Annotated in this window: 14 protein-coding genes and 1 other RNA gene; 11 read left to right on the top strand and 4 right to left on the bottom strand. The window is 70.3% G+C overall.

Going from position 1 to position 14,495, the window contains the following annotated elements; genetic code table 11:
* Positions 1–22: 22 nt before the first annotated feature.
* Both smpB and ssrA read left to right on the top strand, forming a co-directional pair.
* On the top strand, positions 23–553 hold the full coding sequence (gene smpB / locus ACIQI8_RS16755; protein ID WP_402350515.1) for an SsrA-binding protein SmpB: 531 nt from the start codon (positions 23–25) through the stop codon (positions 551–553).
* Positions 554–691: 138 nt separating this feature from the next.
* Positions 692–1,079: a transfer-messenger RNA gene (gene ssrA, locus ACIQI8_RS16750) on the top strand.
* Between the two features lie 54 nt (positions 1,080–1,133).
* On the opposite strand, the gene ACIQI8_RS16745 is transcribed toward ssrA, so the two are convergent.
* Positions 1,134–2,480, bottom strand: a complete 1,347-nt coding sequence (locus ACIQI8_RS16745; protein WP_402350208.1) for an MFS transporter — start codon at positions 2,478–2,480, stop codon at positions 1,134–1,136.
* 94 nt (positions 2,481–2,574) lie between these two features.
* Between ACIQI8_RS16745 and ACIQI8_RS16740 the strand changes: the two genes are divergently transcribed.
* The 4 genes from ACIQI8_RS16740 to ACIQI8_RS16725 all read left to right on the top strand — a co-directional run bounded on the left by ACIQI8_RS16740 (position 2,575) and on the right by ACIQI8_RS16725 (position 8,282).
* Entirely contained in the window at positions 2,575–3,540 is a 966-nt protein-coding gene (locus ACIQI8_RS16740) for a LysR family transcriptional regulator (protein ID WP_402350205.1), read from the top strand.
* Positions 3,541–3,889: 349 nt separating this feature from the next.
* A complete protein-coding gene (locus ACIQI8_RS16735; protein ID WP_402350202.1) occupies positions 3,890–4,771 on the top strand; it encodes a hypothetical protein in 882 nt (293 codons plus the stop codon).
* Positions 4,771–6,963 carry a glycosyltransferase gene (locus ACIQI8_RS16730; RefSeq protein ID WP_402350199.1) on the top strand — a complete coding sequence of 731 codons (2,193 nt, stop codon included), beginning with the start codon at positions 4,771–4,773 and terminating at the stop codon, positions 6,961–6,963. The genes ACIQI8_RS16735 and ACIQI8_RS16730 overlap by 1 nt, the downstream gene beginning before the upstream one ends.
* Positions 6,960–8,282: an acyltransferase gene (locus ACIQI8_RS16725; RefSeq protein ID WP_402350196.1), complete on the top strand. Its 1,323-nt coding sequence runs from the start codon at positions 6,960–6,962 to the stop codon at positions 8,280–8,282. Before ACIQI8_RS16730 ends, ACIQI8_RS16725 begins: the two co-directional genes overlap by 4 nt.
* Positions 8,283–8,301: 19 nt before the next feature.
* Here the strand turns inward: ACIQI8_RS16725 and ACIQI8_RS16720 are convergent, their stop codons facing one another.
* Together ACIQI8_RS16720 and ACIQI8_RS16715 are read right to left on the bottom strand one after the other, a co-directional pair.
* Positions 8,302–8,553 carry a helix-turn-helix domain-containing protein gene (locus ACIQI8_RS16720; protein ID WP_402350193.1) on the bottom strand — a complete coding sequence of 84 codons (252 nt, stop codon included), beginning with the start codon at positions 8,551–8,553 and terminating at the stop codon, positions 8,302–8,304.
* Positions 8,553–9,167: a DUF2975 domain-containing protein gene (locus tag ACIQI8_RS16715; RefSeq protein ID WP_402350190.1), complete on the bottom strand. Its 615-nt coding sequence runs from the start codon at positions 9,165–9,167 to the stop codon at positions 8,553–8,555. Before ACIQI8_RS16715 ends, ACIQI8_RS16720 begins: the two co-directional genes overlap by 1 nt.
* A gap of 324 nt (positions 9,168–9,491) precedes the next feature.
* Here ACIQI8_RS16715 and ACIQI8_RS16710 point away from each other — a divergent pair, with 324 nt between their 5' ends.
* Genes ACIQI8_RS16710 through ACIQI8_RS16695 form a run of 4 tightly spaced genes read left to right on the top strand, consistent with a single transcriptional unit; the run spans position 9,492 to position 12,359 of the window.
* On the top strand, positions 9,492–10,001 hold the full coding sequence (locus ACIQI8_RS16710; protein ID WP_402350187.1) for a hypothetical protein: 510 nt from the start codon (positions 9,492–9,494) through the stop codon (positions 9,999–10,001).
* The gene (locus ACIQI8_RS16705; RefSeq protein ID WP_402350184.1) at positions 9,998–10,309 is read left to right on the top strand and encodes a hypothetical protein; all 312 of its coding nucleotides are present in this window, start codon (positions 9,998–10,000) and stop codon (positions 10,307–10,309) included. Before ACIQI8_RS16710 ends, ACIQI8_RS16705 begins: the two co-directional genes overlap by 4 nt.
* Positions 10,306–11,697: a putative T7SS-secreted protein gene (locus ACIQI8_RS16700; RefSeq protein WP_402350181.1), complete on the top strand. Its 1,392-nt coding sequence runs from the start codon at positions 10,306–10,308 to the stop codon at positions 11,695–11,697. The genes ACIQI8_RS16705 and ACIQI8_RS16700 overlap by 4 nt, the downstream gene beginning before the upstream one ends.
* Positions 11,698–11,705: 8 nt before the next feature.
* Positions 11,706–12,359: a hypothetical protein gene (locus ACIQI8_RS16695; protein ID WP_402350178.1), complete on the top strand. Its 654-nt coding sequence runs from the start codon at positions 11,706–11,708 to the stop codon at positions 12,357–12,359.
* Here the strand turns inward: ACIQI8_RS16695 and ACIQI8_RS16690 are convergent.
* A complete protein-coding gene (locus ACIQI8_RS16690) occupies positions 12,342–12,851 on the bottom strand; it encodes a hypothetical protein (protein WP_402350175.1) in 510 nt (169 codons plus the stop codon). The two genes, ACIQI8_RS16695 and ACIQI8_RS16690, sit on opposite strands and share 18 nt — an antisense overlap.
* A 184-nt stretch (positions 12,852–13,035) precedes the next feature.
* Here ACIQI8_RS16690 and ACIQI8_RS16685 point away from each other — a divergent pair, with 184 nt between their 5' ends.
* A complete protein-coding gene (locus ACIQI8_RS16685) occupies positions 13,036–14,388 on the top strand; it encodes a nitrate/nitrite transporter (RefSeq protein ID WP_402350172.1) in 1,353 nt (450 codons plus the stop codon).
* The last annotated feature ends 107 nt before the right edge of the window (positions 14,389–14,495 follow it).

Below are 14,495 nucleotides of genomic sequence, written 5' to 3'. Positions count from 1 at the left end.
GGACGGCACTATGAGCAAGGGAATGTACGTACCCAAGGAGTCCCAGCCCAAGCAGGGCGGAGGGACCGCGAAGGTCAAGGACGGCAAGCGCAAGATCGTCGCGCAGAACAAGAAGGCCCGGCACGACTACGCGATCATCGACACCTACGAGGCCGGGCTCGTCCTGACCGGTACCGAGGTGAAGTCACTGCGCCAGGGGCGCGCCTCCCTGACCGACGGCTTCGTCCAGATCGACGGGAACGAGGCCTGGCTGCACAACGCCCACATCCCGGAGTACAGCCAGGGCACCTGGACCAACCACACGGTCCGCCGCAAGCGCAAGCTGCTCCTGCACCGCGAGGAGATCGACAAGCTGGCGTCCAAGTCGGAGGAGACGGGCCACACGATCGTGCCCCTCGCCCTGTACTTCAAGGACGGCCGCGCGAAGGCCGAGATCGCGCTCGCGCGAGGCAAGAAGGAGTGGGACAAGCGCCAGACCCTGCGCGAGAAGCAGGACCGGCGGGAGTCGGACCGGGCGATCGCGGCGGCGAAGCGGCGGCAGCGGGGCGAGTAGCCGCCGAGAGGCTCCCGGAAGGCCTCCGGGTGACCGCCCGGAATACGGTGGCATCGGTGTGCGTTGGTCACGTACGATGGCAACTGCACCCCACAGCGGGTGCGGCCCCCTCTTCCGAGGGACTTGAAAAAACAACATGGGGATGATCGGTTTCGACAGCGGCTGTCGAAGCAGGGGAAGCGTGTCGAGGAAGCGACAATGATCTCGTTAACCATATGTCGCAACCAATAATCGCCAATTCCAAGAGCGATTCCCAGTCCTTCGCCCTCGCTGCCTAATAACAGCGACTGAAGGACCCTAAAAGGGTGTCAGCCCGGGAGTGTTCCCGACCCGGATCCTGGCATAATCTAGGGAACTAAACCATCGAGCCCGGTCACGGGGTTCGATGGGAAATCAAACAGTGACTGGGCCCGTCGGCGACTTGTTCGCGTGATCGCCGGGGCCGAGAAAATCACAGCGAACTGCACACGGAGAAGCCCTGATTCTGCACCGGTGGACGCGGGTTCGATTCCCGCCATCTCCACTCATCCCATGTTTTCAGTGACAGAGGCCCCGCCACTTTCGAGTGGCGGGGCCTCTGTCATGCCCCCTCGGTGGATTCGGAAGTCCGCCAGGTCAGGCAGATCATCAATGCCGTCGCCGCCGCTGCCACCGGTACGCCGAAGCCCGCCGTCGGCGATACGCGGTCCACCGTCCAGCCGCCGATCGCCGAGCCGCAGGCGATGCCCGCCAGGAGGCCGGTCACCGCGAGGGTCATGCCCTCGTTCAAGTGGCCTTCAGGCGTGCGCTGTTGGACCAGGGTCATGGTGGTGATCATCGTCGGTGCCGTCGCCATGCCGGAGATCAGCAGCGCGAGGGCCGGCAGCGGGAGCGAGTCCGTGCGGGCGGCGGCCAGGAGCGGGAGCGTGAGGAGGGCCGTCATCGCCGCCACGCACCAGGGGAGGCGGTGTTCCGCGCGGCCCGTCGGCCGCAGGGCCCCGAACAGCAGGCCCGCCACGCACGAACCCGCCGCCTGGAGGGCGAGGATCACCCCGGCCGCCGCTCGGTGGCCCTGCCAGTCCGCGTACGCGATCATGACGACCTCCATCGAGCCGAAGACCGCGCCCATGGCGAGGCAACCGGCGAGGAGCGGCGGAATGCCGGGAGCACGGAAGGGAGAGCCGGCCAGCACGCGCGCGTGCACCGGCGGTTCCGTCGACCGTTGGGCGGCGAACAGCAGCACGCCCGTCAGCAGCAGCCCCGCCCCGACCAGCGTGCCCGCCTCCGGGAAGAACGCCGAACAGAGGAAGGCCGCGAGCACCGGGCCCAGCATGAAGCAGAGCTCGTCGGCGGCCTGCTCGAAGGAGTTCGAGGTGTGCAGGGCGTTGTCGTCGCCCTTGAGCAGGTGGGCCCAGCGGGCGCGGGACATGCCGCCGGTGTTCGGGGTCGTCGCGGTGGCGGCGTAGGAGGCGAAGAGGGTCCAGGCGGGGGCCTCGTAGTGCACGCACAGCAGGAGTGCGAGGGAGCCGAGTGCGGCGATCGCCGTCGCGGGCACGGCGATCCGGGCCTGGCCGTACCGGTCGATGAGCCGCGCGGTCCATGGGGCGACGACGGCCGTGGCGGCCAGGCCCGTCGCGGTGACGGCGCCGGCGAGGGCGTACGAGCCGCGCGTACCGGCGATCATCACCACCGCGCTGATGCCGAACATGCCCATCGGGAGGCGGGCCAGGAGGTTGCCGAGGGTGAAGGCGCGGGCGCCGGGGACGGCGAAGAGGCGGCGGTAGGGGCCGGGTGGGCGAGTGCGGTCGCGGTGGCCGAAGCGGGGGCCGAAGTCGACTGCGACCAGGGCGTCGGCGGTGACCGTGCAGAGGATCTTCCGGGGATCCGAGGGGTCCGGGTGCTTCGGGGCGTCCCAGGGCGGTGGTGGGGTCTGGTGCTGCATGGGCATCACCGTCGTCCCCGGCCGGGTGGTGGGTCCAACACCTTCTTCGGGCCGATTCACGCACTTTCGTTGTGAGTCGGGTCCGCTGTAGGTTCGCCGGATGGCCGCTCACCTGGACACCCGCCTGCTGCGGGCCTTCGTCGCCGTTGCCGAGGAACTGCACTTCACGCGGGCCGCTGCCCGGCTCTTCGTCGCCCAGCAGGCGCTGAGCCGGGATGTGCGGCGGCTGGAGCGGGAGTTGGGCGCCGACCTGTTCGTGCGGACCACCCGGCAGGTGACGCTGACGGCCGACGGAGAGCGGCTGCTGCCGTATGCGCGGCGGGTTCTTGAGGCGCAGGACGCGTTGCTCACCGCGTTCGGGGAGGCCCGGCCGCTGCTCGTAGATCTGAACTCCCCGGGTCTGGTCACCGGGCGCCGGGTGCTGCACCGGGCCCGTGAACTCGCCCCCGAGTGCGAGCTGATGGCCCGCTTCGAGAGCGGTCTGACGGGTGCGGCCGGTGAGCTGCTCGCCGGGCGGCTCGACGCGTCCTTCGGGCGGTTCGCGGGCCTCGATCCGGTGCTGCGGGCGCAGTTGGAGCAGCAGCCCGTGCGGTATGAGCCGATGGCGGTCGTGCTGCCCGAGGACCACCGGCTTGCCGCGCTGGCGGAGGTGCCGCTCGACGCGCTGGCGGGCGAGACCGTGTACGCCGGCGCGGGCAATCCCCGTACGCCGGAGTGGACCGATCTCGCGCGCCGGCTCTTCGAAGGGCGGGGCATACAGATCGCGCCACCGGTGCCCCTCGCGGTCGGTGACGAGGAGTTCGAGCGGATCATGGCCAAGACGCGGAATCCGATCCTGGCCGTGGTGGATTTTCCGGCCATGCCTCGGACCGTGGTCCGTCCCTTGATCGATCCCGTTCCCTTGTCACTCGTGTCACTGGTCTGGCGGAAGGGGCTGGTGCACCCGGGATTCGCGGCGCTGCGGCGAGCCGCGGGCGAGCTCGCGGCGGCGGAGGGGTGGCTGAGCAAGCCAGATGATGGATGGATTCCAGCCATGGATTCGTACACTGTTCGGACCCACAATTGACACATTGCGAACACGGGACCCGCGTGTGCGCTACATTCTCCGCCTGAGCACCGTGTGCTAAAGGGGGCGCTCGGACCGGGTGGGGGCCTGGTTCGGTCGACGGGTGCTCGAGTCGTAGGCGCACCCGGAACAGTCCCGTGGGGGGATGAGTGTGCGCGTGAAGAAGTGGCGAGAAGACACCCAACCGGAGTGGCCCGAGTCTGCATCAGGGCCCCGCGTCGGGTCTCAACCAGCAGGTGCCACCCAGGAGTTCCCCGAGACGACGTTCTCGGATCTCCCTGAGGTGATCTCTGAGACGAGGAGAACCGGAGGGCGGGGCGGAGGCCTCGCCGAAGCCGACGGGACCGCGGTGCCGAAGGCGCCCGCGGAGACCCGAGAGGCGGGCCACTTTTCGGCCACCGAAGGTCTCCCGGAGGCCGGTCGTCCGGCCGCTCCGCGTGATCCCTGGGGGAGTTCGGCCGACGCCGATCACACCCATGACCCGCACGAGGTGACCGTCCAGCTCGACGGCGTCGCGCTCCAGCAGAGCAGACGCCTGAAGGAGACGGACGGCTCCGCCGACGCATCCCCGGCCAGTGCTTCGGCCGCCGGCGCGGACGCGTCCGACAGGCCGGTCTTCGTCGACGAGTCGGGCCGCCGCAGCCGCCGGTTCCGCCGCCTCGGCATAGCCGTCGGCCTCGCCTGCGCGGTCTACGCCGTCGTCATCGTCGTCACCTTGCTGTCCGGCAGTTCGGACGCGCCCTGGCTGCCCGTGCCGGGCCAGAAGGACGACCAGCCGGCCGGCAAGGTCGACACCTCGCCGCAGCCCACGCCGTCGGTCATACCCTCCGGCGCCGCCGGTGTCGTACCCGGCACGACCCCGACCGCGGACAACGGCATCGTCCCGACCCCGGGCGCCAGCCGCACCGCCCCCGGCGCCGGCACCGCCAGCGGCGGGAACGGCACCCGTCCCGGCGCCTCCGCCGACCCCGGTCCGACGGCGACCAGGACCACCACCGGCCCGGGCACCGGCCCGAGCGCCCCCGTCTCCTCGGACCCGGTGGTCGACCCGTCGGTCAGCACGTCGCCCGACCCCAGCGGTCCGGCCACCACCTCGCCCGATCCGAGCCCGTCCACGGCGGGCGGCGGCCCCGGCGGTCCGGTCGCCGACGGTCCCAGCGAGCCCAGCCCGATCGCCGTGGACCCGTCCGGTCCCGCGACCCACTCCCCGTCCCCGGAGCACATCCTCTGATGGCATCCCGCACCCGCCGTCAAGGGGCCGCGCCCCCGGACGGCTCCTCGCGCCGCCGCCTGCCCATGCGCCTGCTGTTGCCCATGCTGCTGCTGGTCGCGCTCGTCGCGATGCTGATGCTGCGCGGCTACGTGCACAGCGAGATCCTCGCCGACCACCGCGTCCAGCCGGAGGCCTCCACCGACAAGGTGCCGCCGAAGATCCTCGACGGCGGCCCGGTCATCGACACCCGCAGCGGCCGCACCACCAGCCTGAACGTGCCCGACCACCGGCTCGTCCTCACCTTCGACGACGGTCCGGACCCGACCTGGACGCCGAAGGTCCTGGACGTGCTGAAGAAGCACAACGCCCACGCGGTGTTCTTCGTCACCGGCACCATGACCTCCCGCTACCCGGGGCTGGTCCGGCGGATGATCGCCGAGGGCCACGAGGTCGGCCTGCACACCTTCAACCACCCCGACCTCTCCTACCAGTCGAAGAAGCGAATCGACTGGGAGCTGTCCCAGAACCAGCTGGCGCTCGCGGGCGCGGCCGGCATCCGCAGCTCGATCTTCCGGCCGCCCTACTCGTCCTTCGCCGACGCCATGGACAACAAGTCCTGGCCGATCACGCAGTACATCGGCACCAAGGGCTACCTCACCGTCGTCAACAACACCGACAGCGAGGACTGGCGCAAGCCCGGCGTCCGCCAGATCATCCGCAACGCCACCCCCAAGGGCGGCAAGGGCGCCATCGTCCTGATGCACGACTCCGGCGGCGACCGGCACCAGACGGTCCAGGCCCTGGACGAGTTCCTGCCCCAGATGCAGAAGAAGGGGTACGAGTTCGACAACCTCACCGAGGCCCTCGACGCGCCCAGCGCCTCGACCCCGGTCACCGGCGTCGAGCTGTGGAAGGGCAAGGCGTGGATCTTCCTGGTCGGCGCATCCGACGGCATCACCGGTGTGATGGTGGTCGGTCTCGCGGTGATCGGCGCCCTGGTCATCGGCCGCTTCGTGCTGATGCTGCTGCTGTCGGGCGCCCACGCCCGCCGGGTGCGGCGCAAGGACTTCGGCTGGGGAGCGCCGATCACCGAACCGGTGACGGTGCTGGTGCCGGCGTACAACGAGGCCAAGTGCATCGAGAACACCGTGCGTTCACTGATGGCGAGCGAGCATCCCGTCGAGGTGATCGTCATCGACGACGGCTCCAGTGACGGCACGGCGCGGATCGTCGAGGCACTGGGGCTGCCCAACGTGCGGGTGGTGCGCCAGCTCAACGCGGGCAAGCCCGCCGCCCTCAACCGCGGTCTGGCCAACGCCAGTCACGACATCATCGTGATGATGGACGGCGACACGGTCTTCGAACCGGCCACCGTCCGCGAACTCGTCCAGCCCTTCGGCGACCCGCGCGTGGGCGCGGTCGCGGGCAACGCGAAGGTCGGCAACCGCGACACCCTCATCGGGGCCTGGCAGCACATCGAGTACGTGATGGGCTTCAACCTCGACCGCCGCATGTACGACCTGCTGCGCTGCATGCCCACCATCCCCGGTGCGGTCGGCGCCTTCCGGCGCTCGGCACTTGAGCGGGTCGGCGGGATGAGCGACGACACGCTCGCCGAGGACACCGACATCACGATGGCGATGCACCGCGACGGTTGGCGGGTCGTCTACGCCGAGAAGGCGCGGGCCTGGACCGAGGCCCCGGAGTCGGTGCAACAGCTGTGGTCCCAGCGCTACCGCTGGTCCTACGGCACCATGCAGGCGATCTGGAAGCACCGCCGCGCGATCGTGGAGAGGGGCCCCTCGGGCCGCTTCGGCCGCGTGGGTCTGCCGCTGGTGTCGCTGTTCATGGTCCTGGCCCCGCTGCTCGCGCCGCTGATCGACATCTTCCTGTTCTACGGGGTCGTCTTCGGCCCGACCGAGAAGACGATCCTGGCCTGGCTGGGCGTCCTGGCACTGCAGGCGGTGTGCGCGGCGTACGCCTTCACGCTGGACCGCGAGCGCCTCACGCCGCTCATCTCCATGCCGTTGCAGCAGATCCTCTACCGCCAGCTCATGTACGTCGTGCTGCTGCAGTCCTGGATCACCGCCCTCACCGGCGGCCGGCTGCGCTGGCAGAAACTCCGCCGCAGCGGACAGGTGGCCACCCCCGGGGGTGTGCCGACACAGCGCCGACGCGTCGCGCACGAGGAACGGGAGTCCATCCGATGAGCGCGCTGCCCCCGCAGTCACCGTCGCCGTGGCCGCCGAGCACCGGCGGCCCCACGCTCGGCCTGACGCCGTCCCCGGCGCACCCGGGACGGGCCACGAACGGCACCGTGTTCACGGACACGGCCCTGCGCACGGACCCGGCACCGACCGAGGCTCCCGCTCCCGCCGCCGACGCCGCGCCGAAGCGGGCACCCGTCCGGGACCGTTACTTCGACTTCCTGCGCGCGGTCGCCCTGTTCCGGGTCGTCTTCTACCACCTGATGGGCTGGTCCTGGCTGCCGGTGGTCTTCCCGTCCATGGGCGTGATGTTCGCGCTCGCCGGCAACCTCATGGCGCGCTCGCTCAAGCGCCCGGCCGCCCAGGTCGTACGCAGCCGGATGCGCCGTCTGCTGCCGCCGCTGTGGCTGCTGGGCGCGATCGGCGTCACGGGCATGGTGCTCCAGGGCTGGGGGCCCGACGCGGAGGGGCATCCCGGCTGGTGGTGGCTGCACCTCACCTACTGGATCGTCCCGCTGAGCGACCCGCCCTACGCCGACGGCCTGCCCGGCCTCCACCACATCCTCGGCGAGGACTGGGGCGCGGAGTTGGCGGGACCGCTCTGGTACATCCGCGCGTACCTCTGGTTCGTACTCCTGTCGCCGTTCATCCTCAAGGCGCTGCGGGCGCTGCCCTGGTCGACGATCCTGTCGCCCATCGCGCTGGCCGCGGCCCTGGAGTTCGGGTGGGTGCACATCCCCAGCGTGCGGATCGACTCGGCGGTCACCGACTTCAGCACGTTCGGGGCGTGCTGGATCCTCGGCATGGCCCATCAGGAAGGCATCCTGAAGCGCCTGCCGCGCTACGTGGTGCCGTCCCTGGTGCCGTTCGTCGCCGCCTTCGGTCTCTGGTACGCGCTGACGCACGGTTTCAAGGCGGGGCACGACCTCGACGACATCCCGTTCGCGCAGTCCCTGTGGTCCTTCGCCACCGTGCTGCTGCTCCTGCACGTCAGCCCCTCGTGGACCGAGTGGCCACGGCTGCTGCGCCCCTTCGACCGGCTGATCACCCTGCTCAACTCCCGCGCGGTGACGATCTATCTGTGGCACAACCTCTGCATCCTCATCGCCGCGACCCTCTGGGACCGGCTGTGGGGCTTCGACGTCCTGAGCGAGCACTACGCGTGGCTGCTGGAGAGCTCGTGGCCGGTCCTGGTGCTGGTCTGGATGCTCATCGCCACCTGCATCGTCAGCTTCGGCTGGATGGAGGACGTGGCGGCGAAGCGGAGCCCGCAACTGTGGCCGGACGGGCACCAGGGCACGCCTGCGCGCAAGCACCGGTGACCGTGCGACACCCGGCGGCTCAGGAGGCCGACGAACCCTTCCGGTAACTCAACAGGTCACCCGGCTGGCACCCCAGCACGTCACAGATCCGGGTGAGGGTGGTGAACCGGATCGCCTTGGCGCGGCCGTTCTTGAGGACGGAGAGATTGACGTTGGTCACGCCGACCTGGTGGGCGAGTTCGGTCAGAGTCATCCCGCGCTCGCTGAGAAGCCGGTCCAGGTGCACCTCGATGTCGTGGCCCTCGGCCCCCTCGTGGTCGTCGGCCGCCATCAGACGACCCCTTCGAGGTCCTCGCGCATGGCCGCGCCGGCCCGCGTGATCCGGGCGAAGGTGAGCAGCCCGAGGCCGGTCAGCACGGCCAGGTAGGGGGGCGACCACAGACCCAGCCAGGTCATCGCCGTGAAATCCGCCGCCTGGGCGAGATCCGCGAGCACGGCCGCTCGGACGTTGGCCTCGACGATCTCGGCGACCAGGCTCCCGACCAGCAGCCACCAGCCGAGGAGACGGAGCCGGGCCGCCGTCCGCGCGGTGTAGACCCCGTCCCGCACGGCGCCCTGGAGGAGCCGGTGCAACAGGAAGAGACCGCTGATCAGCAGCAGCGTCGAGGGCAGGTCGCCGAGCTGGTTCAGCAGCCGCAGGGTCGCGTCGGGGTTCTGGGCGCAGTAGCGGGGGACGGAGTCGACCTGCGCTCCGGGCTCGGGGAGGAGACCGGCGGGGGACTCCGAGCTGGTGGTCGAGTCGTCGGTGACGCAGACGCTGACGTCCGCCAGGCCGCCGTGCACGACGTTGAGGATCAGTCCTGCCGCCACGAGGGCGAGCAGGGTGCGCAGGACCACGGACACGACCGTGGCCATGGGTTCGAGCAGCTTCCGGTCCTCGGGCATGCCGTACCGCCTCGCTTATCGTTTATCGATGCTATCGATAAACGATAAGTTCCGCGGCGGGTTCGGCGCAAGCCCGGTGGCGAACGGCGTCGGAAGCCGTGACGGATTGATGAGTGCCCGGTGGATTTCGGCCGTCGATGGCTAAGATGCGCGAGGCATGACGGGGGCAGGAGAACGACAGTGAGACAGGTGCCGAGTGCGGAGCCGGACGCGGAGACGGCGTCCGAAGGGGCGTCGGGTGCGGCGGTCCCGGTGTTCGGGCTGATCACGCCCGGGGACTGGTATCGGATTCCCTTGCGGCCGCGGGAGCGGCGTGAAGCGTCCATGAGTGCGTTGATCAAGCGGCAGTTCGCCGGGGTCGACGATCAGCCGATCCTGCGCCGGAAGGCGGAGGAGCAGCTGCGCGGGACCGCCGAGGCAGGGGTGGAGCAGGGTGGGGTGGTGCTGTACCTGTCGTTCCTCGAAGCCGGTGGCATCCCGCTGTCCGCCTCGCTGCTCGTCTCCCATCTGCACCGGAAGTTCGACAGCCTCGACGCCGTCGCCGCGCTGGCCGGCACCGGCGAGGTCGGCGTGGTCACGCTGCCCGAGGCCGGGCGCGCGGCCCGGCTGCTGCGGCGGCAGCGGACCAAGCAGGCACGGAAGTTGGGCTCCGAGTTCGAGGACACCGTCGTCGAGTACTTCGTGCCGGTGCCGGACCGCGACGAGGTGTTGATGCTGACGTTCAGCACGCCGTTGGAGCCGATCGCGGACGCCATGGTGGGGCTGTTCGACGCGGTGGCCGAAACCCTGCGCTGGCAGCGCCCGGGCGGAGAGACGAAGGGGGAGCGGGAGTGAGCGGCGACGAGGGAAAGCTCAAGGTCTCCACGGACGATCTGCACACGGCCGGTACCGGCCTGCGGACGGTGGCGACCGAGCTCGACGGGCTCGACAAACTCATGGACGCCTACGACCTGCGCACCGTCGGGCACAAGCAACTGCACGAGCGGCTGCAGGACTTCTCGGACGGCTGGGACGACAACCGCAAGAAGATGATCGAGGAGATCCAGGGCCTGGGCACCCTCGCCCACGAGGCCGGCAAGGCCTACAAGGAAGTCGACACCGCGCTGTACGACGCGCTCACAGGCAAGGGGAAGACGAAGTGACCCGGCCCGCGGACCAGCGCTGGGAGGTACTGGGGGAGCCCGCCGACCCGGTGCCCGGCGACGTCACGGAACTGACCGCGCTCGCCCGCCGGTTCGAACTCACGGCGAAGACCATCTCCGACACCGCCGAGGCGCTGCGCAGGCTCGGGAACCTGGAGAGCTGGGACTCCAAGGCGGGCCGCGCCTTCGCCGAGAAGGCGACCGACACCGCGAAGACGGTCAGCAAGGCGCACGACCGCTACGCCGACGCCTCCTCCGCCCTGAAGACGTACTACACCGAGCTCGAATCGGTGCAGACCGAGGCCGACAAGCTCCTGCACCAGGCCGAGACCAAGAGCGGCGATCTGACGACGGCCAAGTCCAAGGCCGACCACCCGCCCAAGGGCACCGACGCGGGCGGACAGAAGACGCTCGACAAGTCGGTGACCGACCTCCAGAAGGGGCTGGACGGGCTGCGCGATCAGCTCTCCCCGCTGAAGACGCGGCACAAGGACGCGGGCGACAAGGCGGCCCGCGCCATCCACGACACCACCGAGCACGACGGCCTGAACGACTCGTGGCTGGACGACCTGCGCGACACCCTCAATCTCGTCGCCGACATCGCGGGAGCCGTCGCCGCGGTCTGCGGCGTGCTCTCGCTGCTGGTCGGCTGGATCCCGGTGATCGGCCAGGCGCTGGCCGGGGTGCTCGGCACCATCGCCCTGGTGGCGACGTGCGTATCACTGGTCTGTCACGTCCTGCTCGCCCTCAACGGCGACGGGTCCTGGGGCGATGTCGCGATGGACGTCCTCAGCCTCGCGACCTTCGGCGTCGGGCGCGTCTTCTCCGCGGGCGGCAAGGCCGCCGCCGTGGTCGGCCGCAGCCGGGTCTGGACGGCCGCGACGGAGTACGTCCGCGGCTGGAACCCGGCGATGTCCTCCGCCGCGCGCCGGCTGCTGGTGGAGTCGATGGTCGGCCCGCGAGCCGGTGCCACCGCCCGCGCGGCCCTGCCCGAGGTGTCCCTCGGGGCCGCCTTCCGCGGGCTGCCGCGCTCCTTCGCCGAGGACCTCGGTGCCGTCCGCGGCAACTGGCGCCAGGCCTTCAAGTTCGGCGACAACCTCTCCGCGGCCCGCGACGCCTACTCCGCGGCCGGCCCGCGCGGCCTGGCCAGCATGTACGCCGGTCCCGGCATGGTCGACGAACTGGCCCGCATCAAGAACATCGACCCGACGGACCTGAGCTTCATCGGTACGCCGGACGCCTTCAAGCAGGCCATGAACTACAACTCCCTCGCCCTCGGCGGCACCGGCGTGGGCGCGACGGCCGACAGCTACCAGTTCGCCGGGCTGTTCGGCGGCGACGACGAGCCCAGCGTCACCGGGCCCGACGCGTCCCTGGCCGGGAAGTGAGCGGCGCGATGAAAGCGACGGACGGTACGGGCAGCGCGGACGGCACGAAAGCCATGGAAGCCACGAAAGCCACGGGAGAGCCCGGCGCCGACTGGACCGCGTGCCAGGTGGCCCTCCCCGCCCTGCAGAACTGGCTGGTCCTGGACCTGGCCACCGAGGACCCCGAGTCCTGGGCCCGCGACCTCGCCGCCGCGCACCTCGACACCGGGGCCCGCCCGGAGTGGGTGGAGGCCTTCGCGGCCGACCTGCTCTGGTACTGGGGTGCCGCCCGCCGGCAGGGCGCCCTGTGCGCCGCCCTGCTGGCGCCCGCCGACGGCGCGGTCATGGCGAGCTGCACCGTGCGGGAGCTGAAGCTGCCGGCCCAGTACCTGAGCGTCGCCGCGCTGCGCGCCGAAGTGGCGCACGCGGAGGGGCCGTTCTTCGGTTCACAGGACCTGACGGAAGTCGACCTCCCGCTGGGACCGGCGTTGCGCGTGCACCGGCTGGAACCCACCGATCCCGAGTCCGACACCGGCGGCATCACGGAAGGGGTCGCCCACTACGTCCTGCCGAGCCGGTACCCCACCGCGCTGGAGTGCCGCCTGCTGTGGTCGACGCTCGGTTTCGGCGAGGAACTGGAGCAGGTGGCCGACGCGTTGGCGCGGTCAGTCACTCTGGCGTGAGGCCGGCCCGAACCGCTCCCGGGGGATCATGGCGAGCGGCACCCAGCTGAAGCCGATCGCGAACACGGCGACGGCGGCCGTGACCGTCTCCGGGAGCACCCACCCGAGCTGGGCCAGGATCACCGCAAGGATGAGCACGTAGACGTCGAAGGCCAGTACGGCGAGCACCTTGAGGAGCGCCGTTCCGGGCCAGACCCATGGCGGGTCCTCGCTTCCCCGCACCAGGGTGAGCAGGATCACGGGCAGGGTCAGTCCGGTGACCCCGCCGCTCGCGATGCCGCCGACCACCAGAGCGGCGCGCCCGTCGTCGGGGATCACTGTCGAGAGAGGCGCGGCATCGGCGGCCTTGCTCAGCAGGGCCACCGCCGCGAAGGCTCCCAGGACCATGGCCGTCAGCACGACGATCAACCCCACCCCGAAGGCGATGTTCCCGAGGACGGACCGGGGTGCCCGCCGGGCTTTGGGACGTCCGGAACGCGATTCGGCGGACATGGGCTCCTGCTTCCGTAAAGGTCCGTGGGGGTCCGCTGGAGGATAGCCGCCGCAACCTCTCACCCCGCTCCCGCGCCAGGTGAGAGCAACGTTCCCTTCCGGTCACCCGGTGGCACAGCTCGGAAACGCGCTCTCCCTACCTTCGGGGCATGCCCGAGCCCAGGAATGCCCCCGTGGAGGCGTCATGACAGCCGCTGGTAAGTGGATCGAGCACTGGGATCCCGAGGACGAGACCTTCTGGCGCGAGAAGGGGGAGAAGATCGCCCGGCGCAATCTCCTCTTCTCCGTCCTGTCCGAGCACATCGGCTTCTCGATCTGGACCCTGTGGTCCGTGCTGGTGCTCTTCATGGGCCCCGAGTACGGGCTCACCCCGGCCGACAAGTTCCTGCTGACCTCGATGGTGACCCTGGTCGGCGCGGTCGCCCGCGTGCCCTACACGTTCGCGGTCGCGATCTTCGGCGGCCGCAACTGGACCATCGTCTCGGCCGCCCTGCTGCTCGTCCCGACGATCGCCGCGTTCGTGGTGATGGAACCGGGCACGTCCTTCTCGACCTTCCTGTGGGTCGGTCTCCTCGCGGGCGTCGGCGGCGGCAACTTCGCCTCCTCCATGACCAACATCAACGCCTTCTTCCCGCTGCGGAAGAAGGGTTGGGCGCTCGGCCTCAACGCGGGCGGCGGCAACATCGGCGTACCCGTCATCCAGCTCGTGGCCCTCGCGGTCATCGGCGCGAGCGGCGGTCCGCGTGTGCTGCTGGGGATCTACATCCCGCTCATCGTCGTCGCCGCCACACTGGCCGCGCTCTTCATGGACAACCTGGAGAACGTGAAGAACGACACCGGGGCCGCCAAGGACGCGGCGCGGGACGCGCACACCTGGATCATGGCGTTCCTCTACATCGGCACGTTCGGGTCGTTCATCGGCTACGCCTTCGCCTTCGGCCAGGTGCTCCAGGTCCAGTTCGGGCGGACCCCGCTGCAGGCCGCGTACCTCACCTTCATCGGCCCGCTGCTCGGTTCCCTGATCCGGCCCGTCGGCGGCTGGCTCGCCGACAAGTACGGCGGCGCGAGGATCACCCTCTACAACTACGTCGGCATGGCCGCCGCGACCGCCGTCCTGGTCGTCGCCAGCATGCAGAAGTCGCTGCCGCTGTTCGTGACCGTGTTCATCGTCCTGTTCGTGCTCAGCGGGCTCGGCAACGGGTCGACGTACAAGATGATCCCCGGCATCTTCCAGACCAAGGCCCTCGCCAAGGGTCTTGAGGGGGAGGCGGCGGCCGCCTACGGGCGTCGGCTCTCCGGGGCCTCCATGGGGCTGATCGGCGCGGTGGGCGCGCTCGGCGGGGTCGGCATCAACCTCGCCTTCCGCCAGTCCTTCCTCAGCTCCGGCTCCGGCACCGGCGCCTTCGTGGTCTTCCTCGCCTTCTACGCCGCCTGCTTCGCGGTGACATGGGCCGTATACCTTCGCCGCCCGGCAGCCGCGGCCCGTGCCACGGCTGCCGCAGAGTCGAAGCCCCAGCTCAGCTATGCCGAGGTGTGACGTAACACCGGCGACATGAACCCGAACCGAGCCTGTCACGAGCGGTTGACAGGCTCGGTCGCCATGCGGGCCAGCCGACCTGAGCCGAAAGACCGGCCCTAGGAGTT

Origin of the sequence: Streptomyces sp. NPDC092369 (assembly GCF_044755245.1) — a bacterium.
Lineage (GTDB): Bacteria > Actinomycetota > Actinomycetes > Streptomycetales > Streptomycetaceae > Streptomyces.
Note: the sequence above shows the minus strand (reverse complement) of the source record. Positions and strands in the feature narration are given on the sequence as shown.

What these genes read in the sequence shown, in the direction of transcription:
- smpB (WP_402350515.1), top strand. Translation starts at nt 23, where the DNA reads ATGTACGTACCCAAGGAGTCCCAGCCCAAGCAGGGCGGAGGGACCGCG.
- ACIQI8_RS16745 (WP_402350208.1), bottom strand. Translation starts at nt 2,480, where the DNA reads ATGCCCATGCAGCACCAGACCCCACCACCGCCCTGGGACGCCCCGAAG.
- ACIQI8_RS16740 (WP_402350205.1), top strand. Translation starts at nt 2,575, where the DNA reads ATGGCCGCTCACCTGGACACCCGCCTGCTGCGGGCCTTCGTCGCCGTT.
- ACIQI8_RS16730 (WP_402350199.1), top strand. Translation starts at nt 4,771, where the DNA reads ATGGCATCCCGCACCCGCCGTCAAGGGGCCGCGCCCCCGGACGGCTCC.
- ACIQI8_RS16725 (WP_402350196.1), top strand. Translation starts at nt 6,960, where the DNA reads ATGAGCGCGCTGCCCCCGCAGTCACCGTCGCCGTGGCCGCCGAGCACC.
- ACIQI8_RS16720 (WP_402350193.1), bottom strand. Translation starts at nt 8,553, where the DNA reads ATGGCGGCCGACGACCACGAGGGGGCCGAGGGCCACGACATCGAGGTG.
- ACIQI8_RS16715 (WP_402350190.1), bottom strand. Translation starts at nt 9,167, where the DNA reads ATGCCCGAGGACCGGAAGCTGCTCGAACCCATGGCCACGGTCGTGTCC.
- ACIQI8_RS16710 (WP_402350187.1), top strand. Translation starts at nt 9,492, where the DNA reads ATGAGTGCGTTGATCAAGCGGCAGTTCGCCGGGGTCGACGATCAGCCG.
- ACIQI8_RS16695 (WP_402350178.1), top strand. Translation starts at nt 11,706, where the DNA reads ATGAAAGCGACGGACGGTACGGGCAGCGCGGACGGCACGAAAGCCATG.
- ACIQI8_RS16690 (WP_402350175.1), bottom strand. Translation starts at nt 12,851, where the DNA reads ATGTCCGCCGAATCGCGTTCCGGACGTCCCAAAGCCCGGCGGGCACCC.
- ACIQI8_RS16685 (WP_402350172.1), top strand. Translation starts at nt 13,036, where the DNA reads ATGACAGCCGCTGGTAAGTGGATCGAGCACTGGGATCCCGAGGACGAG.